Raw genomic sequence first — 25,438 nt, forward strand, 5'->3', positions numbered from 1 at the left:
CTACGTTCCTTCCCTAGACGGAACCGGAGTTACCCCAGTGACCGCCGATAACCGAGGCAACTTGCGCCACTGCTCTGGGCTCCAAGTGTAAGTGATGGCCGCCGCTGAGCACCTGACGGGTTAACCCTTTGACCACTTGCCGCGCCTCTTGGGCCCATTTTCGTTCCCCAAAATCCCCTGCTCTCCTTCAATTAATAGCATCGGAGCGTTAATGGCTGCCAGCAGTGATAGCACCTGTTCCGGGGTAAAGCGCACCAGGGAAGGCTTCAGTAGTCGGCTGTCAGTGCGCATTTGCACATGGCCATCGGCGGTAGGCTGGGTATTCCGCTCCACCAACGGCGTTGCCGTGATGCTATCCAACGGCGTGACCCCACCAGCAACCCGTGCGGCAACGGCACTCTCGATATCGGGGTAACGCGGTGCCCGCGAAAGCGGCCGACGATAGGCGATTAACCCCTTGCGCAGTTGACTAGCGGTCTCTTCAATAGGCGTATTGAGCGCACCGAGCCCATCAATCAGCGTTAGCCGCTCGACTCGCTCTGGCAGCGAAGCGGCAAGCAGGCAGGCCACTGCCGCGCCCATAGAGTGGGCCAGCAAGCTGGTTTGCTCCAGGTTTAGGGAGTCCATGGCGTCCAGTACGTCGTGGCAATAGTCCCAAAGCGCATAGTCACCACCAGATGGCGCGTGTGCCGAATGGCCGTGGCCGCGAAAATCCAGCGCCACAATACGAATATTCAACGCCTCGACCAACGGCGGGGCTAGACGAGTAAAGCTGGCGGCATTATCCAGCCAGCCATGTAAAGCCAACCAGGTTGGGGCGTCAGCACGCCCCCAGCTCAGCCCCCCTAGGCGTCCTTGAGCAAGGGAAAGCGGCTTTGGCGCAACAGAGTGCGTCGCCGGAGTGTTGTGGGGCATAAATAGCAGTCCTGAATAAACAGCTAATGATCCTAACCGAACGGACACGTCACTGGATCAGTAAGATGACGGCGCAGACGACAAACGTTACCATGCTAGGCATATTTTACTTCAACCTTGTACTTAACACTGCATTGGTGCCGTTATGAAACCACGTCGTGATACTCGCGCCCGTAATCTGGTCTTTTTTGTTGCTGTCATCAGCGCCACCGTCGTCGGTTTCTGGTTAGCTAAATAAGTTCATGATCACTAAGCCTCACCCAATAGCCCCAGGCTGGCTGCCGGTGCCTGACGACGCAAACCTCGCGAAAGCGCGTGTCCAATGACACCGATCAACAGCGCCCCGCCAATGGGCAGTAAGACCCATAGCCCCAGATGCAAACGCGGGGTGAGATCCAGCAGGTAAATATACAGTACGGCCGAGGTTAGCTCTGCCAGCATCGCGCCCATCAAACCACTGGCAAAACCCAACAGCGCGTATTCAGCCCCCTGAACCCGCGAAATCATCCGGCTGCCTGCGCCAAATACGCGCAGCAGACCGCTTTCATGGGCGCGCATCGGAAGGCTTGCGGTCAGCGCGGCATACAGCACGCTAATGCCTGCCAGTAGTACCAAAGCGAGCACCAGCTCTACCGCCCGAGTGACCTGGGCGAGCACATCCCGCACCTGGCCTAAAATCGCATCCACGTTAAGCAACGAGACGCCGGGGAAATCGGTGATCAACTCCCGAATAAGCCCCTGCTCCGCCTCCGGTAGATGAAAAGCGGTAAGGTAGCTATGGCCAAACTGCTCCAGCACGCCCGGCGGGAAGATGACAAAGAAATTAGGCTGAAAGCTATCCCAATTCAGGCTGCGCAGGCTGGTGATTTGGGTAGTGATTTCGTCGCTACCTACCGAGAACGTCATCTCGTCGCCAATCCCCAAACCAAGCCTTTCAGCCAATCCATCTTCCACCGAAATAGGCACCGGGGCCGCTTGGGGCGTGGCATCGACGGCGCCCATCCAGCCTCGACTTGCGTCGCCCTCCGTTTGCGCGGCTGAGAACCACTCGCCGGCCACCACTTGATTGCCTTCTGGCACATCTGATTGCCAGGTGAGGTTGAGTTCTCGGCGTAACGAGTTGTCGCCCCGCGCATCCGGCGGTACGGCGTCTCTCGGCGGCTGATCATTAATAGCAATCACTCGGCCACGCACCATCGGGTAGAGGGTGCTTTGGGTTTCCACTCGCGGCGAAACCGCGGCTTCAAAGGGGTCACGCTCAGAGGGCTGAATATTGATAGCAAAATAGTTGGGCGTATTTTCGGGCAGTTGATCCTGCCAGGTGCTTAGCAAATCACCGCGCACCAAGACAATCATTGCCATGGCAAAGAAGGTGACCGAAAAGGCCAGCAATTGCCCAAGCCCCGCTTGACGCCTGCGCGCCAACTGGCGGCCACCGAGTCTCAGCGCCTGTGACCACTCACTACTCCCAGAGAATCGCTGCACAACACGTAGAAGGCCATTAAGTAGCAGCGCGCTAATCATCCACAGCACACCCAGCAAAAGCGCACCACCGATTAACAACCCGATTGCCAGTGGCAGGCTGCCCGAGTAGAGCCAAAGCAGCCCGCCAAACACGACACTTGCTACGCCCACGACCAGCCAGGCCGAAGGCGGCAGTGGATCAAGCTCACGACGCAGTACTTTTAAGGCGCTGACTTGTTTGATACGCAGCAGCGTTGGCCCTGCAAAGCCAACTAACACAGCAAGGGCTGTGAATACTCCTAGTCCTAGGGGCATTAACCCCGGCGGCGGGAGTGTCATGGGAAGAAAGCTCACCAACAGCCAGATCAGTACCGCTTGGCCAAGCAGCCCAAGCAGCGCTCCGATCGCTGCCGCGACCAGTGCCAAACCGAGTAACTGAAGGGTAAAAATGGTCACTAACTGACGCTGACTGGCACCAAAGCAGCGTAACAGCGCAGCGGTATCCAGGTGACGCTCCACATAGCGGCGGGTTGACATTGCCACGGCCACGCCCGCTAGCAGCACCGCCGCTAAACCGGCTAACCCCAGGTAGCTTTCTGCTCGTTGTAATGCATTGCCTAGCTGGGGGCGGTCAACGCGCACATCGCGTACTTCTACCCCGTCGCGGCGGAGCTCGGCCAGCAGCCCTTGCACTTGATCCAGCGCTGCAGGAGCGCCCGCAGCTAAAATTTCAAACTCAATCCGCGAGCCCTCCTGAACCAGGCCCGTGGCCTCGACATCCGCCGTGTTCATCATCAGGCGCGGATTAAAATTACCAAACCCACCGGACTGATCCGCTTCGCGCTCAATAATCCCACTAACGGTCAGTTCGGTTTGCCCCACTTGCACCCGGTCGCCCAGCTCGATCTCGACCAGCTCCATCAGTCGCGGGTCAGCCCATGCCTCTCCCGGCGGCGGGCCAGAGGCTATTTGCTCAGTGCCATTGCCAAAATCGACGTAGGAGACCCCGTAGTGTGGGTAGACATCATCCACGGCTTTTAAGCTGGCGGGCTGAAAACGGCCATCGCGGCTAATCATCGATACCAGATCTATCTGGTCGCTAAGGACAAAGCCCGCGCTCTCCAAACGTTCGCGCAGCTCCTCGGAAAACGGATCACGCTGCTCTAGCACTAGGTCGCCACCCAGCATCTGCCCCGCCTGGCGCTCCAAACCGCGCTCTAAACGGTCTAGAAAAAACGCGATCATGGTGGAGGCTGCCACGGCCAATACCAAGGCAATAAACAGCGCACGCACATCAGCAGCGCGCAGATCTCGCTTAAGGCTGCGCATCGCCAAGCGCCAATTCACATCACTCATCGCCCATCCTCATCAATCGACACTGCGGTTGGCTCGATGTTTTCAAGTACGGCTTCTAACTTGCCATGATCTAAACGCAAGCAACGATCACAGCGCCGCGCCAGAGCGTGGTCGTGGGTAACCAGAATAAGCGTGGTGCCCGCCTCCCTGTTAAGTTGGAAGAGCAGATCAATGACTTGCGCACCAGTGTCAGGATCCAGATTGCCAGTGGGTTCATCGGCGAATACCAGCTCAGGGTCGGTAACGAAAGCACGGGCTACGGCAACACGTTGCTGCTCGCCCCCGGAAAGCTGTTTGGGTAAGTGATTCACCCGCTCGCCAAGACCCACGCGCTCTAACCACTGAGCAGCGGTATGCGTCTCCCCAGCCCGGGGCGACAGCTCAAGGGGCAGCATGACGTTTTCAAGTGCGCTCAAAGTGGGCAGCAGTTGAAAGTTCTGGAACACAAAGCCGACGCGTCCGGCACGCAGTGCTGCACGCCCATCCTCATCCAAACGGCTTAGCGCGTGGCCAAATAGCGTTAGCTCGCCGTCACTTGGAGTATCAAGACCGGCCAGCAGGCCCAGCAGTGTTGATTTACCTGCGCCGCTTTTACCCAAAATGGCGACGCTCTCCCCCGCCGCTACGCTCAGCGATAGGTCGTGTAAGATGGTGAGCGAGCGTTCACCACTGGTGACTTTTTTAGACAGCTTATCTGCGTGCAGTACAGGCGGCCTAACAGCGCCTAGGGGAACATCGTTAACCGCTTGGTTGTCGGTAGTAGGCTGGCGCTTGCCCTGGGGTGACTCGCTTGACACTGTTTTATCGATAGATGAATTCGCAGTTTGATCTGAGGAGCTGGAATTTGAAGAACTGGAATTTGAGGAGTAAGACATGAAGCGTGGCATCCCTGTGGCATGGCATGGACTGAACCGTATGGTAACCGGATGGCTGGTGCTGCTGATAGTCACCGTTGCCTCACCGTCTATCAACGCAGAGCCTGTTAATGCAGACACTGGCCCCACCCTATTGGTGATGGGCGATAGTTTAAGCGCCGCGTACGGCATAGAACGTGAAGAGGGCTGGGTGAACCTGCTAGCAGAACGTTTAGAAGGCGAGGTGCACGTTATTAATGCCAGCATTAGCGGTGAGACCACATCCGGGGGTCTGCAAAGGTTCTCTGAGATTATCGGACAGCGGCAGCCGGATATTGTTCTTATTGAACTGGGCGGCAACGATGGGCTGCGCGGCTTACCACCCAATCAAATGCAGGCGAACCTAGCCAGCATGATTGAGCAGAGCCAGGATGCAGGTGCTCAGGTACTGCTACTGGGAATCGATATCCCGCCCAATTATGGCCAAGCGTACCGGGATGCCTTTACCGGTGTCTTTTACTCGCTGGCAGAAGAGTATGACGTCTCATTAGTACCCTTTTTACTTGCCGATATCGCCCTTGATGACGCGCTAATGCAGAGCGATGGCATTCATCCTACCGCCGATGCGCAGCCTATTATTTTGGAGAATGTGTGGCCCGAACTTGAACAACTTTTGGAGCCTCTTGTTGAGCGACAGTTAGAAACGACGCAGCAGGCAGCGACTCAATAAGCAACTAGCGCCACCCTTTTGACTGAGAGGTGTAGCACTTCAACCCGCCAGCTTGTAATCTTAACCTCAATTTGGCGGTTATTAACGGCGACTCATGCCTGCACCCTCTCATCACAGCCCTCCTGCATTCTCGCGTCGACAGTTCTTAGCAACAGTCGGCGCGCTTTGGTTAGGCGCAGGTCTTGGCATTCATCCAACGCCTGCCGCAGCGTTTGATCCACAACGCCTACGCCAAAGCATGCAGCAACAGTATGGGCGGGCTGGTTTGTCCGTATTAGAGGAGTGGTTTAACCTGCTTCAACAGCTACAAAACCAAGACGTTCAAGCCAAGCTGCGTGGGGTTAATGACTTCTTTAATCGCCGCATCCGGTGGATTGACGATATCCAGGTGTGGGGGCAAGAGGATTATTGGGCTACGCCTTTGGAAGCAATGGGTAAAGGCCAGGGAGATTGCGAGGATTACTCCATTGCCAAGTACATTACCCTTAAACAATTAGGCATTACTAGTCAGTACCTACGCATGATTTATGTCCGTGCGCGCATCGGGCGTAGTCAAATTACCCAAGCCCACATGGTGCTGGGCTATTACTCGACCCCGGATGCAGAACCGTTGGTGCTAGACAATATTGTACCGTCGATCACCCCTGCCTCTCAGCGGACTGATCTCGACCCACTGTTTAGTTTTAATAGCGATGGACTTTGGGCAGGTGGTTCTTCTGAATCCCGCGCAGACCCATTGGCTCGGCTATCACGCTGGCGCAACGTCATTGAACGTATGCAAACCCAGGGTTTCATTTAAGAGGAATTGGCACGATGTCACTTATCAAACAACTTTGGATTGCCATTATCGCCCTGCTGCTGCTGTCGTTCATGGGTAGTCTCGCCATTAGCATTACCTCTAGCCGCGATTATATCGAGCAGGAAGTGCGTATTAAGAATGAAGACAATGCTACCGCTTTGGCGCTTTCCATGAGCCAGCTCGATAAAGACCTTGTCACCCTCGAACTGCTAATCGCAGCTCAATTTGACACCGGGTACTACCGCCGAATCACCCTGCGCGATACGGACGATAGCGTACTTATTGAACGCTCCGCCGAAGAGTATAGTGGCGATGTGCCCGCCTGGTTTCGTCAGCTTATTGAGTTTGATGTGCCCAGCGGCACAGCGACGATTCAAGATGGCTGGCGACAGTACGGTACGTTGGAGCTTGAGAGCCAACACAGTTTTGCCTACACCTCTTTATGGCGCAGCATGCTGGAACTCGCTGCTTGGTTTTTACTCGCCGGGGTGATCAGCTTAGCAATTGCTACCGTGATTGTTCGTGGTATTAAGCATCCCCTTTCCCGCGTTGTCACGCAGGCACAAGATATCAGCGCGCGTCGTTTCACCACCATTAAAGAGCCACGCACCCTGGAGTTACGCCAAGTCACTCAAGCAATGAACGTGCTATCGGCCAATGTCCATCAGATGCTCAGTCAAGAAAGCCATAAGCTGGATGAATTACGTCGGCATTTACAGCATGACCGTGTCACCGGCGCACTAAATCGTGACGTATTTATGGGCAAGCTTGCATCTCAACTCAACAGTGAGGACGCTCGATCAACAGGTATGCTGGTCATGGTTCGCGTTCAGGCCTTAGAAACACTCAACGAGCAACTCGGTTACGCCGCCACCGACCAACTATTGAGCGCCCTCGTTAGCCAACTGGGGCATTTGGACAGTGTGTCGGCAGAGCCGATGGTAGGCCGCCTTAACGGCAGTGATTTTATCTTTATGCTGCCGCTTATGGACGATGTCGAGGAGCTTAGAATCCAAGTGATGGCCGTGTTGGCCGAGGTTGCCGCCACGGCGCCCGAGGCCAAGGTGTACTTGCCAACGGCCATTGTGCCTTATGCAGCGCATGATGAACGCGGCACGCTTTTAGCCACCCTGGATGACGCCTTGGCACAGGCCGAAAGCTTAACTTCCTTTGAACAGGTAGTTGTACGGCAGCGCAAGCGTGTCTCCCTCTATAGCAGCCATGCCGAATGGCGAAATGCGCTGGAAGCAGCCATTCTGGTAGGCCCGGAGTTAGCGTACTTCCCCGTCGTGGACGCCCAGGGAGAGATCATCCATTACGAATGCCCGGCCCGCTTACTGCTAGGCGGGAATTGGCAAACCGCCGGTGTCTTTATTCCCTGGATTACCCGCTTTGAAATGGAGCCAGCGCTCGATTTAGCCGTGGTCAAAAAAGCGCTCACGAATCTAGAAGATGACCTTAAACCGGTAGGGATTAACCTCTCTGCGGCGTCTATCACTAATACGCAGTTTGTTAATGACCTGCGCACGCTGTTGGTAGCACACCCCTTACTGGCCAAGCAGCTCTGCTTTGAAGTGCCCGCCACCCTTAGCACCCACGCGATTGGCAGCTTACGGGGGCTATGTACGGCCTTACGACCGCTTGGCTGCGCATTCGGTATAGAGCACGTAGGGGCAGAGTTCACCAAACTGGCAGACTTGCACGATGTAGGGCTTGCTTACCTAAAAATGGATAGCAGTCTTATTCACCAACTGCATGCTTCAAATGAGCAGCAAACCATTGTGCGCGGCATGGCCACGCTCTGCCATTCACTGGGTATTCAGGTGATAGGAGAAGGGGTTGCAGACGAGGAGGAGATCGCCTGTTTGTTCCGCGTGGGTGTCGATGGCGCCACCGGGCCAGGCGTACGTGCCTAACAAATAGACTTGAACGGCGGCGACTGAGATATACAACCTAGATAGTGTCGTCGTCGCTTAGCAGCCCCACATCATTTTTTGACCGCAGCGATTTACGCTCCATCACTTTCGCCTGGGCGGCTTCCGGCAGATCAGTGAAGGTGATAATACCCTTGCTCAGTAACACCTCCAGAATATCCTCGACCACCCTAACAAACGCCAAATCAGAGGCGATAAAGTTCGCAGAAGATTCCGGCTGGTCGGCAAGAAAAGCCAGCACCTCAGGTGAATTAGGGGCGATCGCTTCGATGCACTCGGCCGTTGGTTCTTTGCTGAGCATCGCGATCTCGCCGGATGTATTGCGTTTGATGTAGAGCATTATCTATAACCCCATTTTATAAAGCCAAATTTTCCGACTTACTGTAAAACTACTTTTGCGATGTTCTGGCATTTTTCTCAAGATCGAGATTCTTCAAATAACCTTCGTAGGTTTCGCTGTGTGTGATCGCGCGTGCCTCGGAACCTACTTTACTAGCCCACTGGTTGCCACCACACAGCAAAGCTGCTTGCGTAATCAGATCAACATAGGAAGACCGCAAGATAAAAGCGATACTTTTTTCATAATCGCCACCCTCACGCTCCATTTGCGTCGCAATTTGCCAGTTCGAAATAGCATTCATTAGCACTGAGTTCAAGTGTTCAAAATTCTTGCGATAGAAAGTATTTCTTGGAAGTTTAATCAGCACATCAAAAAAGAGCTTATTAATTTCTTCATCACTAAGCACTTTATCTTTATCGATCAAATCGTCCCATTTATGAGCGATATCGCAAATCATTTCTATATATTCGACTGCTAATTTATCGCCTTTCATCCAGCGCAAAAGCTGTATCTCATCAAAGTACATATTGCCCCCTTCACAATTGAAAAAGCCCCACACGAAGAGTATGGGGCATTTTTTATCGCTCAGTCGTACTAATTATTGATCTATCTTAAGTTGGCCATCATCCAACATACTTTGAATAAAGTCCGAAGAGTTGCCACCTTGCGGCATCTCCACATCCTTCAATACGATACGCTGATCCGCATTACTACCATCTGCGGCTAACCCACCATCAGATTTAACATGCAGTACAGTATCAGCGCCCTGCTGTTCTGCTTTAATGTACTGATCCAGGTTTTCCGCATTTTCCCCTTGCAGAAGATCCGCTATATCCAATCGATCGGCCGCAGAGTCGGCGCCAAACTGCCCCATATTGAAGTCCATGACCTGATCTACAGCGGGTGTCTGCTCAGTCCCTTCATCGCTCGAATCCCATACAAAGGTATTGGCGCCGTTACCGCCATACATAATGTCATCACCAGCTCCCCCTACCAGCGTATCATTGCCACCTTGCCCAAATAGAATGTCATCCCCATCACCGCCGATTAGAATATCGTTACCAACGGTACCCGTGGAGTTATTAAACTCTCCATGATTATTGGTAATGTATGTATGGATCTGCTCAGCAGTAACTTGGTTAGAGTCTGCAAGGCCCAACTGGCCTGCAATATAAGCCTTAATAGCGGGCAAGCCGTTACCTTCAATCCCAGCAAAGGTAATCTGATCTCCAAACAGAACATCATTGCCCTCACCACCGGAAATTGTGTCATTGCCAGAAGGCAACTGAACATTTTCACCCAGAATAGCATCAGCGAGCTGCTCCGGATTGATGTTCGACTGAACGATGCCATCAGAGTCATATGCCTGAAGATTACTTTCGTTCAAGCTGCCACCCAAACCAATGGCATTGACCGAGGACTTACCATCCAGCAGTGCAAAGGCTTCCAATGAATTCTGTGCAACCGTCTGTGTAGTACTTCTGCCGTCACCAGCAAGTTCAGAAATTTCGTATGTACCGTCGCCCTCAGGCCTTACCTGACCGATAATACTGCTACTCCAACTTCCACCGCCACATCCAGAACTATGAGTCCACTGTTGCACATTGCCACTTGTATCGATGACCTCTCTCATCTGGCCATCGATATTCATTGAGTATGCTTGGCCAGGTGTGTAATCAATGTCATCGATATTAAGATTCCAGCGATTCCCTCCTCTGGAGCCCACCACCGCACTCTCTTTTTCCTTAGCCTGGTAATATGTCGGTAAACCGTCGGTTATAAAATAGGTCATGTTAGTGCCGGAATTGGCCTGGACAGAATCCGTATAGAACCAGTTGGCAGTCGTTTTAAAGACATCTTCATAGTTAGTACCACCACCTTGTTGGAAGCCATCCAGCACTGTTTGCAGCTTCGACAGCGCTTGTGGATCCGACAAATCAACACTGACATTTCTCCCTGCCTGGGTATCGAACTCCACCAAGAAGATGTTTACTGTGCCGGCATTATCCTCGCCGACGCTCTCTTTAAGGGTATTGAACACTTCGGTCAGTGATGCCTTAGCATTGGCAATATCGGCATTCGACATACTGCCCGATGTATCCACCATGAACGCCAGGTTGTAGTTTTCACCTGGCACCAACTGCAGACCAGCAACATCACCAATAATGATGTCATTTGCACTGGTACCCGTGATGCTATCACCGCCTGGCGAACCTACCACAATATTGTATTGCTCCACGGCGGTGGTATCAGTGCTTGTTTCACTGTCGATGACTTGCTGGTCTCCAGCGGCATCTTCGTATATCTCGCTGGAAGTTACCGTAGCCGTGATATCAAATGCTCCGACACTCACAGGCACTTTCATCGTCAACGTCAACTGGTCGATGCTCTCCCCAGTAGGATTAGCCACCAGCCAGCTGCCATCCGGTTGCATAACGACGCCCTCACCGGTCAGTTCAACTCCAGCTGGGATGTCCGTCAAAATAATATCCGAAAGCACCTCACTGCCGTCAGTATCAGTTAACAGGGCAGAGAGTTCGACCTCGATAATGTCATAGCCGGTTTGGGTAATCGTGGTAGTCGCATCACTGGGCAACATAGTGGAGCCATCGCCAAATATGATCCCGCGGATGTTATTGACACTAATGGTCACACCAGTGGCCAAATCGGTAATCGTTCCGTCATACCCAGAGTTTTGATGCTGCTCGCCTAAATTAACGGCATAGCTCGTTAACGCCTTATTTAAGTAAACATAGTCCTTATCATCACCATTGATCGAGTTTACAGCTTGGTTACCATTCACTAGTTTATTGAAGTCACCGATGAGCGCTATAACATCAGCACCATTAGTATTATTGGCACTACCTGGGTTGAGGTTGCCATCACTAAACGGTGGTTTGATAACTTGACCACTGATTCCTTCAGCACTGATTTCAGTGCCCTCAATGGTAATAGTAGTGCTGCCATGCTCAACCTTAATGACGGAGGCTCGTACCGACTCAAGTGTGTCACCCAGTGATACAGAAACAGTGGGTGCATCGGCAACAGGCACAATGTCAATCGCGAGGGTAGCTTCAGCTCCTTCATTGTGACCATCGATGGGACGGAACTGTAACTGAGCATAGTTAGCTTCCTGGTTTCCTACCCCCTCGCCATCATAGCTATCGAAGCCTGACTCATTAGCCTCTGGCATAAAGCGCAATTGCCCAGCATCTATTTCCGCTCTGCTGAAGTTTGCATCCACAGCCACGCTCTGCCACTGCCCACTGGCATCTTTGAACTCCAATGTTCCAGAGGCAGGCAAATCGGTAATTACAATTCCCTGTTCAGCAACAGGTGAATCGTCAGTGATATTAAAATCACTCCATTTCAGTATTAAAGCGGTGTCTTCCTCACCTGTTACTTGTCCGCCCTCAGCCTCTGGGGCAGCATCAACACCATAATCGCGATCCGCCTCGGCGCTGTAGGGGTTGCCGGCGGCGTCTTCGCCGGTGACTTCCGCACGGATGCTGTCGTTGTCGGCCAGCACAGAGCCGGGCACGTCGATGGCGTAGTTGCCGTCGGCGTCCACTTGGCCGCTGTAGCTCTCGCCGCCCACGGTCAGGGTGACGGTATCGCCTGCTTTGGCGTCGCCGCCGACCGAGCCGGTCACGCTGATGGTCTGGGTGGCTTCTTCGCCGTTGATCACGTCGTCACCGGCGAGGGTGTCGATGGTGATCGTAGCGCTGGCGTCGGTGTCCACGCCGTAGCCGCGATCAGCCTCGGCGCTGTAGGGGTTGCCGGCGGCGTCTTCGCCGGTGACTTCCGCACGGATGCTGTCGTTGTCGGCCAGCACAGAGCCGGGCACGTCGATGGCGTAGGTCAGGTCTGCCGCTACCTGGCCGGTGAAGGTGTCGTCGCCCACGGTCAGGGTGACGGTATCGCCGGCTTTGGCGTCGCCGCCGACCGAGCCGGTGACGCTGATGGTCTGGGTGGCTTCTTCACCGTTGATCACGTCGTCACCGGCAAGGGTGTCGATGCTGATGGTAGCGCTAGCGTCGGTGTCCACGCCGTAGCCGCGATCAGCCTCGGCGCTGTAGGGGTTGCCGGCGGCGTCTTCGCCGGTGACTTCCGCACGGATGCTGTCGTTGTCGGCCAGCACAGAGCCGGGCACGTCGATGGCGTAGGTCAGGTCTGCCGCTACCTGGCCGGTGAAGGTGTCGTCGCCCACGGTCAGGGTGACGGTATCGCCGGCTTTGGCGTCGCCGCCGACCGAGCCGGTCACGCTGATGGTCTGGGTGGCTTCTTCACCGTTGATCACGTCGTCACCGGCGAGGGTGTCGATGGTGATCGTAGCGCTGGCGTCGGTGTCCACACCGTAGCCGCGATCAGCCTCGGCGCTGTAGGCGTTGCCGGCGGCGTCTTCGCCGGTGACTTCGGCACGGATGCTGTCGTTGTCGGCCAGCACCGATCCGGGCACGTCGATGGCGTAGGTCAGGTCTGCCGCTACCTGGCCGGTGAAGGTGTCGTCGCCCACGGTCAGGGTGACGGTATCGCCTGCTTTGGCGTCGCCGCCGACCGAGCCGGTCACGCTGATGGTCTGGGTGGCTTCTTCACCGTTGATCACGTCGTCACCGGCAAGGGTGTCGATGCTGATGGTAGCGCTAGCGTCGGTGTCCACGCCGTAGCCACGGTCGGCCTCGGCGCTGTAGGGGTTGCCGGCGGCGTCTTCGCCGGTGACTTCGGCAGTCACGCTGTCGTTCTCGGCCAGCACCGATCCGGGCACGTCGATGGCGTAGTTGCCGTCGGCGTCCACTTGGCCGCTGTAGCTCTCGTCACCCACGGTCAGGGTGACGGTATCGCCTGCTTTGGCGTCGCCGCCCACACTGCCGGTCACGCTGATGGTCTGGGTGGCTTCTTCGCCGTTGATCACGTCGTCACCGGCAAGGGTGTCGATGGTGATGGTGGCGCTGGCGTCGGTGTCCACACCGTAGCCACGGTCGGCCTCGGCGCTGTAGGGGTTGCCGGCGGCGTCTTCGCCGGTGACTTCGGCAGTCACGCTGTCGTTCTCGGCCAGCACCGATCCGGGCACGTCGATGGCGTAGTTGCCGTCGGCGTCCACTTGGCCGCTGTAGCTCTCGTCACCCACGGTCAGGGTGACGGTATCGCCTGCTTTGGCGTCGCCGCCCACACTGCCGGTCACGCTGATGGTCTGGGTGGCTTCTTCGCCGTTGATCACGTCGTCACCGGCGAGGGTGTCGATGCTGATGGTAGCGCTGGCGTCGGTGTCCACGCCGTAGCCACGGTCGGCCTCGGCGCTGTAGGCGTTGCCGGCGGCGTCTTCGCCGGTCACTTCGGCAGTCACGCTGTCGTTGTCGGCCAGTACGCTGCCCGGGACGTCGATGGCGTAGGTGAGGTCTGCCGCTACCTGGCCGGTGAAGGTGTCGTCACCCACGGTCAGGGTGACGGTATCGCCGGCTTTGGCGTCGCCGCCGACCGAGCCGGTCACGCTGATGGTCTGGGTGGCTTCTTCACCGTTGATCACGTCGTCACCGGCAAGGGTGTCGATGCTGATGGTAGCGCTGGCGTCGGTGTCCACACCGTAGCCACGGTCGGCCTCGGCGCTGTAGGCGTTGCCGGCGGCGTCTTCGCCGGTGACTTCGGCAGTCACGCTGTCGTTCTCGGCCAGCACAGACCCAGGCACGTTAATGGCGTAGGTGAGGTCTTCACCCACGGTGCCTTCGTAGCTGTTGTCACCCACGGTCAGGGTGACGGTGTCGCCGGCTTTGGCGTCGCCGCCGACCGAGCCGGTCACGCTGATGGTCTGGGTGGCTTCTTCGCCGTTGATCACGTCGTCACCGGCGAGGGTGTCGATGCTGATGGTAGCGCTAGCGTCGGTGTCCACACCGTACCCACGGTCGGCCTCGGCGCTGTAGGCGTTGCCCGCGGCGTCTTCGCCGGTCACTTCGGCAGTCACGCTGTCGTTGTCGGCCAGTACGCTGCCCGGGACGTCGATGGCGTAGGTGAGGTCTGCCGCTACCTGGCCGGTGAAGGTGTCGTCACCCACGGTCAGGGTGACGGTATCGCCGGCTTTGGCGTCGCCGCCGACCGAGCCGGTCACGCTGATGGTCTGGGTGGCTTCTTCACCGTTGATCACGTCGTCACCGGCAAGGGTGTCGATGCTGATGGTAGCGCTGGCGTCGGTGTCCACACCGTAGCCACGGTCGGCCTCGGCGCTGTAGGCGTTGCCGGCGGCGTCTTCGCCGGTGACTTCGGCACGGATGCTGTCGTTCTCGGCCAGCACCGATCCGGGCACGTCGATGGCGTAGGTGAGGTCTTCACCCACGGTGCCGCTGTAGCTCTCGTCACCCACGGTCAGGGTGACGGTATCGCCGGCTTTGGCGTCGCCGCCGACCGAGCCGGTCACGCTGATGGTCTGGGTGGCTTCTTCGCCGTTGATCACGTCGTCACCGGCGAGGGTGTCGATGGTGATCGTGGCGGAAGCGTCCAGGTTGACGCCGTAGCCACGGTCGGCCTCGGCGCTGTAGGCGTTGCCGGCGGCGTCTTCGCCGGTGACTTCGGCAGTCACGCTGTCGTTCTCGGCCAGCACCGATCCGGGCACGTCGATGGCGTAGTTGCCGTCGGCGTCCACTTGGCCGCTGTAGCTCTCGTCACCCACGGTCAGGGTGACGGTATCGCCGGCTTTGGCGTCGCCGCCGACCGAGCCGGTCACGCTGATGGTCTGGGTGGCTTCTTCACCGTTGATCACGTCGTCACCGGCGAGAGTGTCGATGGTGATCGTGGCGGAAGCGTCCAGGTTGACGCCGTAGCCGCGATCAGCTTCAGCGCTGTAGGCGTTGCCGGCGGCGTCTTCGCCGGTGACTTCGGCACGGATGCTGTCGTTCTCGGCCAGCACCGATCCGGGCACGTCGATGGCGTAGGTGAGGTCTGCCGCTACCTGGCCGGTGAAGGTGTCGTCACCCACGGTCAGGGTGACGGTATCGCCGGCTTTGGCGTCGCCGCCGACCGAGCCGGTCACGCTGATGGTCTGGGTGGCTTCTTCACCGTTGATCACGTCGTCACCGGCAAGGGTGTCGATGCTGATGGTAGCGCTGGCGTCGGTGTCCACACCGTAGCCACGGTCGGCCTCGGCGCTGTAGGCGTTGCCGGCGGCGTCTTCGCCGGTGACTTCGGCAGTCACGCTGTCGTTGTCGGCCAGTACGCTGCCCGGGACGTCGATGGCGTAGGTGAGGTCTTCACCCACGGTGCCTTCGTAGCTGTTGTCACCCACGGTCAGGGTGACGGTGTCGCCGGCTTTGGCGTCGCCGCCGACCGAGCCGGTCACGCTGATGGTCTGGGCGGCTTCTTCGCCGTTGATCACGTCGTCACCGGCAAGGGTGTCGATGGTGATGGTAGCGCTAGCGTCGGTGTCCACGCCGTAGCCACGGTCGGCCTCGGCGCTGTAGGGGTTGCCGGCGGCGTCTTCGCCGGTGACTTCCGCACGGATGCTGTCGTTCTCGGCCAGCACCGATCCGGGCACGTCGATGGCGTAGGTGAGGTCTGCCGCTACCTGGCCGGTGAAGGTGTCGTCACCCACGGTCAGGGTGACGGTATCGCCGGCTTTGGCGTCGCCGCCGACCGAGCCGGTCACGCTGATGGTCTGGGTGGCTTCGTCGCCGTTGATCACGTCGTCACCGGCAAGGGTGTCGATGATGATGGTAGCGCTAGCGTCGGTGTTGACAGTGATGTCACGTGTTTCGGTCGCGGTCTGGCTGTTACCCGCCGCGTCGGTAGCAGTCACGCTCGCTTCAACACTGTTGTCGGCGATCAGATCGGCGGTTGCCACGGTCGTGCTGTAGCTTAGGTTGCCCGCACCATCATCGACAACGATAGTGATGTAGCTGTTGCCATTTACACTCAACGTGACTTGGTCACCCGCCACCACGTCTCCGCTCACCGTACCGCTGACAGCTGTGAAGTTCTGCTCAGCTTCAGCAGCATTGATCACGTCGTCATCGGCGATGGTGTCGATGGTGATGCCCGCGGCAATCTCGGTATCGACCGTAAAATCACGTGTGGCGGTGGCGGTCTGGCTGTTACCCGCTGCGTCGGAGACGGTCACGCTCGCTTCCACACTATTGTCAGCGATCAGATCCACGGTGAGCACGTCGATGCTGTAGCCCAGGTTACCTGCGCCGTCGTCTACTACGTCGCCGGTGTAGCTGTTGCCGTTCACGCTCAGCGTGACTTGGTCACCCGCTACTACGTCACCGTTCACCGTGCCGGTAATGGTGGTATTGGTTTCAGCGGCTTCCGCGGCGTTGATCACATCGTCCTCAGCGATGGTGTCGATGGTGATACCCGCTGCGATCTCGGTGTCGACCGTGATATCCCGCACGGCAGTGGCGGTCTCGCTGTTACCCGCCACATCGGTAGCGGTCACGCTCGCTTCCACACTATTGTCGGCGATCAGATCCGCTGTGAGCACGTCGATGCTGTAGCCCAGGTTACCTGCGCCGTCGTCTACTACGTCGCCGGTGTAGCTGTTGCCGTTCACGCTCAGCGTGACTTGGTCACCCGCTACTACGTCACCGCTCACCGTGCCGGTGATGGTGGTGTTGGCTTCGGCGGCTTCAGCGGCGTTGATCACATCGTCTCCGGCGATGGTGTCGATGGTGATACCCGCTGCGATCTCGGTGTCGACCGTGATATCCCGCGCGGCAGTGGCGGTCTCGCTGTTACCCGCCGCGTCGGTAGCAGTCACGCTCGCTTCCACACGATTGTCTGCGATGAGATCGGCAGTTGCCACGGCAGTGCTGTAGCTAAGGTTGCCCGCACCATCGTCGACCACGTTAGTGGTGTAGCTGTTGCCATTGACACTCAACGTGACTTGGTCACCCGCCACCACGTCTCCGCCCACCGTGCCGCTAATAGCGGTGAAGTTCTGCTCAGACTCAGCGGCATTGATCACGTCGTCATCGGCGATGGTGTCGATGGTGATAGTGGCTTCTAAGTCGGCATCAGCATCTGCGTCTGCGTCGGCATCTGAGTCAGCGTCCGCATCGGCGTCTGCATCTGCATCTGCATCAGCGTCCGCATCAGCATCTGCGTCTGCATCAGCGTCTGCATCTGCATCTGAGTCAGCGTCTGCGTCCGCATCGGCGTCTGAATCCGCATCTGCATCGGCGTCAGCGTCCGCATCGGCGTCTGAATCCGCATCTGCATCGGCGTCAGCGTCAGCGTCCGCATCGGCGTCTGCATCAGCATCTGCGTCTGCATCAGCATCTGCGTCTGCATCAGCATCGGAGTCAGCGTCTGAATCGGCATCGGCGTCTGCATCTGAATCCGCATCTGCATCGGCGTCTGCATCTGAGTCAGCATCGGCGTCAGCATCTGCGTCGGCGTCGGCATCGGCATCGGCATCGGCATCAGCGTCTGAATCCGCATCAGCATCGGCGTCTGAATCCGCATCTGCATCGGCGTCTGAATCCGCATCAGCATCGGCGTCAGCATCTGCGTCGGCATCGGCATCGGCATCGGCATCGGCATCAGCGTCTGAATCCGCATCAGCATCAGCGTCGGCGTCGGCGTCGGCGTCTGCATCAGCATCTGCGTCAGCGTCTGCGTCTGCATCTGCATCTGCATCAGCGTCTGCATCTGCATCTGCATCAGCGTCTGCATCGGCGTCTGAATCCGCATCAGCGTCTGCATCTGAGTCAGCGTCGGCGTCCGCATCGGCATCAGCGTCTGCATCGGCGTCTGCATCTGCATCTGCATCTGCATCTGCATCTGCATCTGCATCTGCATCAGCATCAGCGTCTGCATCTGAATCCGCATCGGCGTCAGCGTCCGCATCAGCGTCTGCATCTGAGTCAGCATCTGCGTCGGCATCAGCATCGGAGTCAGCGTCTGAATCGGCATCGGCGTCTGCATCTGAGTCAGCGTCCGCATCCGCATCCGCATCGGCATCAGCATCAGCATCAGCATCAGCATCAGCATCAGCATCAGCGTCTGCATCTGCGTCTGCGTCTGCGTCCGCATCAGCATCTGCGTCGGCGTCTGCATCTGCATCGGCGTCTGCATCTGAGTCAGCGTCTGCGTCCGCATCGGCATCAGCATCAGCGTCTGCATCGGCGTCTGCGTCCGCATCTGCGTCGGCGTCTGCATCGGAGTCAGCGTCTGCATCTGAGTCAGCGTCTGCATCTGAGTCAGCGTCTGCGTCCGCATCGGCATCTGCATCAGCGTCGGCATCGGCGTCAGCATCTGTATCATCTAGCTCATCTGAGACAGCCGCTGCGCCATCACCAAACTCAACAAACTCAGTACTTTCTAGGCCGCCTTCAGCAGTCTCGAAACTTAGCGGGTCGGTTTCTTCAGCGATACGTGCAACGCGGACGAAATCGCTACCGCCACCACCGCCACCGGCGCCTCCACCGGCAGCAGTCGCATCAAGGAGGTCGAGGAGATCACCTTCTTCGTCGTCAAGAGCAGCAAGTAACGCTTCAAGGTCGTCGTCTTGAACACTGGCATCGGTGGTGACAATCGCATCAACATCAAGCTCGGGAGTAACAGCAACTTCTTGGCCACCTTCGACAATGTTAGCGCCAGTTCCATCGGCAAAGTCTAGCTCAACACGGCCGTCCGCAGAGGTGATGAGCGTCTCGCCCTCCTGAAGAACATCGCCAATACGCAGTTCGCGTAGATTGCCGTCTTCACCACGTGCCCATGCTTGACCTGAAATAGCGATAACCGTTGCCGTTGCCATGTGTAATGCCCCACCCGCGATTTAATTAAAGGGTCGCCGCTTTAATAAGGCCTAATAAAAGTGGCTATTAGCGGCATTGTGGAACAAGGCTAGTCTTGATGAAGGCAAATTCATATTGTACCGGTGGACAATACGGACAAAGCGATAGGAAGAGGAGTCTGGAGCACACCGGAGGCGTGTTGATATTTGAGCGTCCGTCAGAATAGTTCAACAAAGCCTGAACTAATTAATCTTCCTGACTGATTGCCTCGTAGGCTTTTAGAAGCCCAGCAACCATATTCAGTGCTCCGGAATCGTTATTCGTGTGGCAGCGCTGACAAAACTCATGCGCGCGAGCAGCCAGCGCAACGTAATTCGCCGCCATGGCGGGGGTATTAAATTCAGACCAATCTTGTTGACTACTCGGGTGCTCCCATTGGTTGCCAATCACTTCAAGCACTTCGGCATGCAGTTTTGCAGATAACGGCCAGTATGCCCCAAGCGTGTCATAGACCCAGCCCTGCCAGTCCATCAAAAGCATATGGCTGTTTATGGTTGCCATCCGTGCACTACTCGGGTTTTGCACCGTCAGGCATTTGGGGATTCTTTCCACCGCAGCCACCATTCGTGGCCATAAACGCATAAACCGCTCAACTTGAAAGCTCTCTTTATCCTCTTGGGTCAAATATGCAAAATGCGCAGCGTCTATCTTCTTCATCCACTCGGGTAATGAGGCAAAAGTTGCTGTGTATTGCCCAATAAGAGCGTCGGGTAAAGGGACATGCAGCAGGCATTGGCGCAACTCATGCATCCACGGCTTTCGTTCTTCTGAATTTTTCCACTGAGGAAGTTTGTCACCCAACGCCAACAACACAAAAGAGCACCAAGGCAAGCGGCCACTGTCCAACAGAACAGGTACAGTGGGAATGGCACCATGATAATAGCCGTTTACTTCGTTCAAAAGCGCAGTTTCATGAAGTGCTTCATTCTCCCGAGCAGGCACATAGCACTTGAACAACATATAGCGCGGGGCACCGTTGCTCTCAGTATCACGAACCAATACTTGCGCTATCGTACGTCCATGTAACAGACGGCATTGTAAAATATTGCTGTCACAGCCGCAGTGCTCGCGCTCAACCAGCCATGGTAACAGCCACTGTTTGAGAGCCATTTGCTCAAAACGTTGCACAAAATCAGTGGTTGAAAAGAGCGATACCTGCTGGCAGCGTGGCAAAAGCAGCATGTTAATCTGTTGAAAATACTTGATTATACTTAAAAAACTTACTAACCCATTGACGCTTGCCGCCATTAATTGGCGCATCCCCAGCAGCAGTATAAAAAGCGTTAGGATCGGGCGCATAGTGCCATTAAGGTAATCCAGTACAATGATCAAAAAGCCCAATACAAAGCTGATATTGATAACGGTAAGAACATTACCCTGAAGCATATCCTGGATTTTCTGCACCCTTTCAAATCGATAGTAAATACCAACGACCACCCCCAAACCAACGACACAGACAACGGCCAATAGCGCTAACAGCGGGTGCAAAAGCGCAATCAATAAACAGAATAGTAGCGCAATAAGCGTGGATGATAAGGCACCTATCACAACACCCAGCACACGTTTACCAAGTAATCTGTGGTTGGCGACTAAGCGGGTTTTATTCAAATGCCATAGTATCGATGCAGAGAGAGTGGCAATGGCTTTTTTAACCCGCCATTTGAGCAAGGCATAGGCACAAAAGCAGAGTACTGCCAAAACGATGAGCACCGCTATCTTGTCACTACGAGCCCCCATCTCGACAACCCAACCATCAATGCGGCTATGCCCGGTTATCAACACTTGAAGTAGTTGCCAGGGGAGCACCAAGCTTGCCAGCAGCATTACCTGGATGGCGACCTGCATCAACAAGATAGTGATCACGCGCCAGCGAAATGGCCACAGCACCGCTCGGGCCAGCGCAGCCATTAAGTCACGGACTTGATGGCCATGGATCTTGTTTTTATCACCCTTATCACTTCGCGCCGCTAGGTTGCTCATCAATCAATCAGTGGTTCAATAAGTTGCATAAATGCACGTAACTCGTCCGGCTGGTCGGCCACCGGCATATACGTCGAAACGGCATGATGCACAGCGGAAAGGATGGTCGCATTATGGCGCAGACTACGCTGCTCTGCCTCTGCCCAGCCATATACAGGCCACTGCTCTTGACGAGCCAGCAATACTCCCGCCTCCTTCAGTGAGGAGAATAATTGTGGAAGGAAGGCACTCCCATACAACGTCGTTGCTGCGATTACCTGGCTACCATCGTGATAGCGCTTATCTTTAACCTCATCGGGGATAGATACATCCCCTTGCGAATCAATTAGATAAAACAGCCGTTGCCAAAATGACGCTGCGTCATAGCTCTCTTGCATCACCATCTCAAGTGCCTCGACAGCCGCAGGCAAGGGATGCCCCTTTTGTGCATCACCTCTCAATAATGTTTCCGACCAGCGCGCTAACCCCTCGTGCAACCACGCTTGTTTGAACATCATGTGCGCGTTTTGATAAAGATGGAAAAGCTCATGTGCAGGAGTTACGTTTCGAGCTGCCTCCACCTCGCCTCCCAGAGACATACGAATATGACAATCAGAGGCGGCGGGGCTACGTACAACTTCATCATAAGCCAGCCCACCGTGTGTTTGGTCGTCACGTAAAATCACCATAATGAAATTTGCACGTTGGTAGCGCTGCATAAGCAAGGGCGGTGTAAGGCCCAATACGTCGCGATAGAGGATATCCGCCACCGCTAGCTGCAGCTCCAAGTCATCAAGTTGCGTGGAGGTTAGCACCTCACGCTGGTTGGAAGTCTCACCAAAGAAGTGAATATCATCAACGCTTTCAGTATGAGTCCACTCATGCACCCACTCCTCAAGCGATCTATCACGCTCCAGGTAATAACATTCGCCGGTTTCAGGCTGCGGCTGAGCAATAGCGGGCGTTAGCTTGCCCATCATTGCGCAAAGCAGTATCAGAGCGACCCACCAACGCGGGGTTGACAATAGGCGTTTACTCACGGGGCTGGGAGGAAAAAAACGTGTGCAAACCAATACCGTGAGACGCTTTAACAAGGACGCTATCTTGCGGCATTAGGTGGTCAGGCAGTGCTGATTCAAGGGCTTTAGCATCCGCAAAGCAAAACACTCCGGCGTCTTCTCCACCCAGGAGCGAACCTAGTGTTTGGCAATGGTGGCCACACAACAATATTCGGCGCGCCGGTAGTGCGGCAAGGATAGGAGCGAGCTCTTGGTGCAACACATCGGCCTCCGACCCAAGCTCCAGCATATCGCCAATAATCAATAACTTTTGTTCCGCAGCCACAGGTAGTGCGGAGAAGGACTCCAGCGCCATGCGCATCGATAGCGGATTAGCGTTATAGGCCTCATCATAAAGGGTGATCGCCACTCCGTGGTACTCAATGGCCCGCACCTCTCCCCTCCCTGCCACCGCCTTAAAAGAGGCTAAGCGTGCCATAACGGCATCTAAAGGTAAGTTGTCGTGTCTGGCCACTGCCAGCACTGCCATGGCGTTAAGCAGCATATGGCGTCCAGCGGCGTTCATGCGGAGCGGATAAATAGCACCATCGAACGTAATACGGCCACTATTACCTGCAAATTCAAGCATGCGTATGTCAGCATCAGCATGCTCGCCAAAGCTGACTACTGTTAGGTTGTGGGTTCTTGCCTGCTCTGCAAGATACGCATACTGCGGCATATCACGATAGAGAATGGCGACACCATTGGGTGGCATACCCTGAAAAATAAGCGCTTTCTTGCGGGCAATTTCATCCAAGGTGTGGTGATATTCCAGATGCGACGCAGCAATATTCGTAATAATGGCAATATCAGGGCGAGCAAGCGCCGTATTTTGGGCCATGGAGCCGATGGCCATTTCAACCACCCAGTACGGTGCTTCTTGGGGCATTGAAGCGATATTCCAGGCAATACCAACCGGCAGGTTGGCGCTGCCTTGCGTTTGCCCTACTGAACTATTGTAGCTCAGCGCGTGGGCTAGCATCGCCACTGCCGTTGTTTTGCCTGCACTGCCAGTAATACCAACGACGCGACCAGCATAGCAGCGCCGCTGCCGCTGGCCTATGGCCAATATCGCTGAACGCACATCGTGCACTTTTAACACAGGGACGCCGATATCACGATACGCCTCGCCATCATCGCAAAGCACTGCAGAAGCACCTTTAGTGACCAGTGACTTCACCGCCGCAAACGGCAAAAAACCTTTCTCCATTTCTTTGCCCCGAGCCACCACCACCTGCCCAGGCTGAAAGGATTTTGGCCAACAGCACAACCCTCTTGCCAGCCAACCAACAGGTGGCGCTACTGCCCATACGCCACCTGTTGCAGAAGCCATAGCCTTAGCATCAAGCTTATTCTCTAGCGTAGGCTTAATGCTGGCATATTCACCTTGGCGCAGCATTTGTTGATAGGCGACTAACCCCGAAAGGTAGTGCTCCACATCGTCAATCCTCACCCGAAAACTGTGATGGCGAATAAAAAAACCATTCACGATAGTAGCGGGCGCCTTAAAGTACATCGCCACTTCCGGCCAGAAAAAACCATTTAGCAGATAGTTAGCCCTGGCGTGTAGCGCCCGATAAAACGCATTAACATCAAACCCGTCCAGCACATCGACTAAATCAGGCCGTGCCTCCAGCTGGAGTAGCGTCTTGTGAAATGCCATCGACAGCTCAAGTAGCGTGGGAAAGGTAGTGATTCGTTCGCGGATAAAATCGACATAGCCCGCGATATTACGCACTGCAAAGGCAAAATATTTTCGCTCCGGACGATGTGATACCAATTCATTTGAGCAATAGGCGAGCCAATGGTCGTGTGCTTTTTCATGTCCATTGGCAATAAAGTAATCAAACGCATTGACCACGCAATCCAACCAACGGCTGTCACCTGTATGATCGTAAAGCCGCATCAGGGCAAAGGCAGCTTCACCATCGTAATAAATGATGCGTGTCTTTTCCTTGACCGATAAATCCGCAGCGTTGAGTACATGTACAAAGCTACCATCGGCTTCCTGCATTCTGGCAATTCCCAGCGCAAGCGCATCTGCCAGATCGGTATAACCGTCGTCACCGGTGACCTGGTGATACTTTACCAGCGCAAGGATAGCGACCGCATTGGCACCTAGCTTAATGATATCGCCGGTGTCCACTACATAAGCCGCCCCTTGGCGATGAATAATAAACTGGGAACATAAGCCGGAAAGCGCCCAAACTATCTGTTGGCGTATCAGTTCAAGCTGCTCATCGTTTAAAAGACATTGATCTGCGCAGGCCTCATACCCCTCTACTAAAGCATAGGTGCTGCTGGCGTGCCGTAGCACATTGTAAGTGTTGATGCGGCGGTCAAAGCAGGGGAAATAGCCATACACATAGTGGCCACCTTGACTCACTTGCTTACCCAAAAAACGCGTGGATCGAGCTATCAGTTCCCCAGTAGATACGGCTGTCAGAGGAGGTGTCTCTCGACGCCCCCAGCGCCTTGGCTGGGTATCCAAAGCATGTACACTTGGCGCTTCACCACTCACGTCTAGAAACACGCCAGCAGTGAAAAAGCTCCATACCGGCATATTATCGGCAAAATCCGGCATTTGGCTGGAACCATGACGTGCTTTTATATAACGCTCAAGGTTCGCCTGGTTAACTTCAGCGTGGGCAACCCTATTGCCTGCGTACAAACAGGCATTGGCGTTGAGTTCCATCTCTGTTAGTAAGAGTCGAGGAAATTTCTTACCCACAAACGCTAAACCGCTACGATAATAGTTACGCTTACAGCGCTTAATCTCCTGTTTCAGCGCCTGCCACTGCCACTCTCGCACGGCAAAAGGCCATTCCAACCGACACCACACCAAAGGATGGGAGAACTTTCGCTCCAGCTGTATCAACGCTTGCTTTAAAGTGGGTAATAACGCTGCCCAGTTGCCTGCCTGCAAACTGACCAAATCGAGATGAACGGATGTGACTTGGGCACGTTCATAGCCATCGCTTACCGAAATCAGCATCACCGGTATAAATTCAGTCACCTTTGCATGTTTGTCCAACCACATAGGCATCACCGTATCGCCCATGTTCTCCAAAACACGCGAAACCTCTGCCGCCCGGGCAGAGTGTTCAGCGCTCGGCTGACTTGATGGAAACAAGCAGTGCAGTGAAGAATCTTTAATAGCCGGCATGGAGTGGCTCAGTAATGGAGGCTAATCTGAGGGTCAGCCATATAGCGAAGAAGCGCTGCATCACATTGAGGCTTGCCCG

General features: G+C 55.5%; 11 protein-coding genes and 1 pseudogene. 3 read left to right on the forward strand and 9 right to left on the reverse strand.

Annotated elements, in window-relative coordinates; genetic code table 11:
• Nucleotides 1-13: 13 nt before the first annotated feature.
• From OM794_RS14180 to OM794_RS14190, 3 genes and pseudogenes are all read right to left on the reverse strand, one after another.
• Nucleotides 14-915: pseudogene (locus OM794_RS14180) on the reverse strand (alpha/beta fold hydrolase).
• Between the two features lie 249 nt (nucleotides 916-1,164).
• Nucleotides 1,165-3,735 carry an ABC transporter permease gene (locus tag OM794_RS14185; RefSeq protein WP_226250739.1) on the reverse strand — a complete coding sequence of 857 codons (2,571 nt, stop codon included), beginning with the start codon at nucleotides 3,733-3,735 and terminating at the stop codon, nucleotides 1,165-1,167.
• Nucleotides 3,732-4,532, reverse strand: a complete 801-nt coding sequence (locus OM794_RS14190; protein ID WP_413229709.1) for an ABC transporter ATP-binding protein — start codon at nucleotides 4,530-4,532, stop codon at nucleotides 3,732-3,734. The genes OM794_RS14185 and OM794_RS14190 overlap by 4 nt, the downstream gene beginning before the upstream one ends.
• 76 nt (nucleotides 4,533-4,608) lie before the next feature.
• Here OM794_RS14190 and OM794_RS14195 point away from each other — a divergent pair, with 76 nt between their 5' ends.
• From OM794_RS14195 to OM794_RS14205, 3 genes are all read left to right on the forward strand, one after another.
• Nucleotides 4,609-5,319: an arylesterase gene (locus tag OM794_RS14195; protein WP_226250738.1), complete on the forward strand. Its 711-nt coding sequence runs from the start codon at nucleotides 4,609-4,611 to the stop codon at nucleotides 5,317-5,319.
• Nucleotides 5,320-5,413: 94 nt separating this feature from the next.
• A complete protein-coding gene (locus OM794_RS14200; RefSeq protein ID WP_226250737.1) occupies nucleotides 5,414-6,118 on the forward strand; it encodes a transglutaminase-like cysteine peptidase in 705 nt (234 codons plus the stop codon).
• A gap of 14 nt (nucleotides 6,119-6,132) precedes the next feature.
• Nucleotides 6,133-8,034 carry an EAL domain-containing protein gene (locus tag OM794_RS14205; RefSeq protein WP_265153815.1) on the forward strand — a complete coding sequence of 634 codons (1,902 nt, stop codon included), beginning with the start codon at nucleotides 6,133-6,135 and terminating at the stop codon, nucleotides 8,032-8,034.
• Nucleotides 8,035-8,071: 37 nt separating this feature from the next.
• On the opposite strand, the gene OM794_RS14210 is transcribed toward OM794_RS14205, so the two are convergent.
• The 6 genes from OM794_RS14210 to OM794_RS14240 all read right to left on the reverse strand — a co-directional run bounded on the left by OM794_RS14210 (nucleotide 8,072) and on the right by OM794_RS14240 (nucleotide 25,359).
• Entirely contained in the window at nucleotides 8,072-8,392 is a 321-nt protein-coding gene (locus OM794_RS14210) for a tryptophan synthase subunit beta like protein (RefSeq protein ID WP_226250734.1), read from the reverse strand.
• Between the two features lie 49 nt (nucleotides 8,393-8,441).
• Nucleotides 8,442-8,918, reverse strand: a complete 477-nt coding sequence (locus OM794_RS14215; RefSeq protein ID WP_088700425.1) for a hypothetical protein — start codon at nucleotides 8,916-8,918, stop codon at nucleotides 8,442-8,444.
• Nucleotides 8,919-8,990: 72 nt separating this feature from the next.
• A complete protein-coding gene (locus tag OM794_RS14225; protein ID WP_320442886.1) occupies nucleotides 8,991-19,136 on the reverse strand; it encodes an Ig-like domain-containing protein in 10,146 nt (3,381 codons plus the stop codon).
• 226 nt (nucleotides 19,137-19,362) lie between these two features.
• Nucleotides 19,363-21,156, reverse strand: a complete 1,794-nt coding sequence (locus OM794_RS14230; protein ID WP_226251373.1) for an ABC transporter ATP-binding protein — start codon at nucleotides 21,154-21,156, stop codon at nucleotides 19,363-19,365.
• Complete coding sequence (locus OM794_RS14235) at nucleotides 21,156-22,160, reverse strand: hypothetical protein (protein WP_226251374.1); 1,005 nt, start codon at nucleotides 22,158-22,160, stop codon at nucleotides 21,156-21,158. The genes OM794_RS14230 and OM794_RS14235 overlap by 1 nt, the downstream gene beginning before the upstream one ends.
• Before the next feature lie 7 nt (nucleotides 22,161-22,167).
• Nucleotides 22,168-25,359, reverse strand: a complete 3,192-nt coding sequence (locus OM794_RS14240; RefSeq protein ID WP_226251375.1) for a UDP-N-acetylmuramoyl-tripeptide--D-alanyl-D-alanine ligase — start codon at nucleotides 25,357-25,359, stop codon at nucleotides 22,168-22,170.
• Nucleotides 25,360-25,438: the final 79 nt, after the last annotated feature.

Source organism: Halomonas sp. BDJS001 (assembly GCF_026104355.1).
GTDB lineage: Bacteria > Pseudomonadota > Gammaproteobacteria > Pseudomonadales > Halomonadaceae > Vreelandella.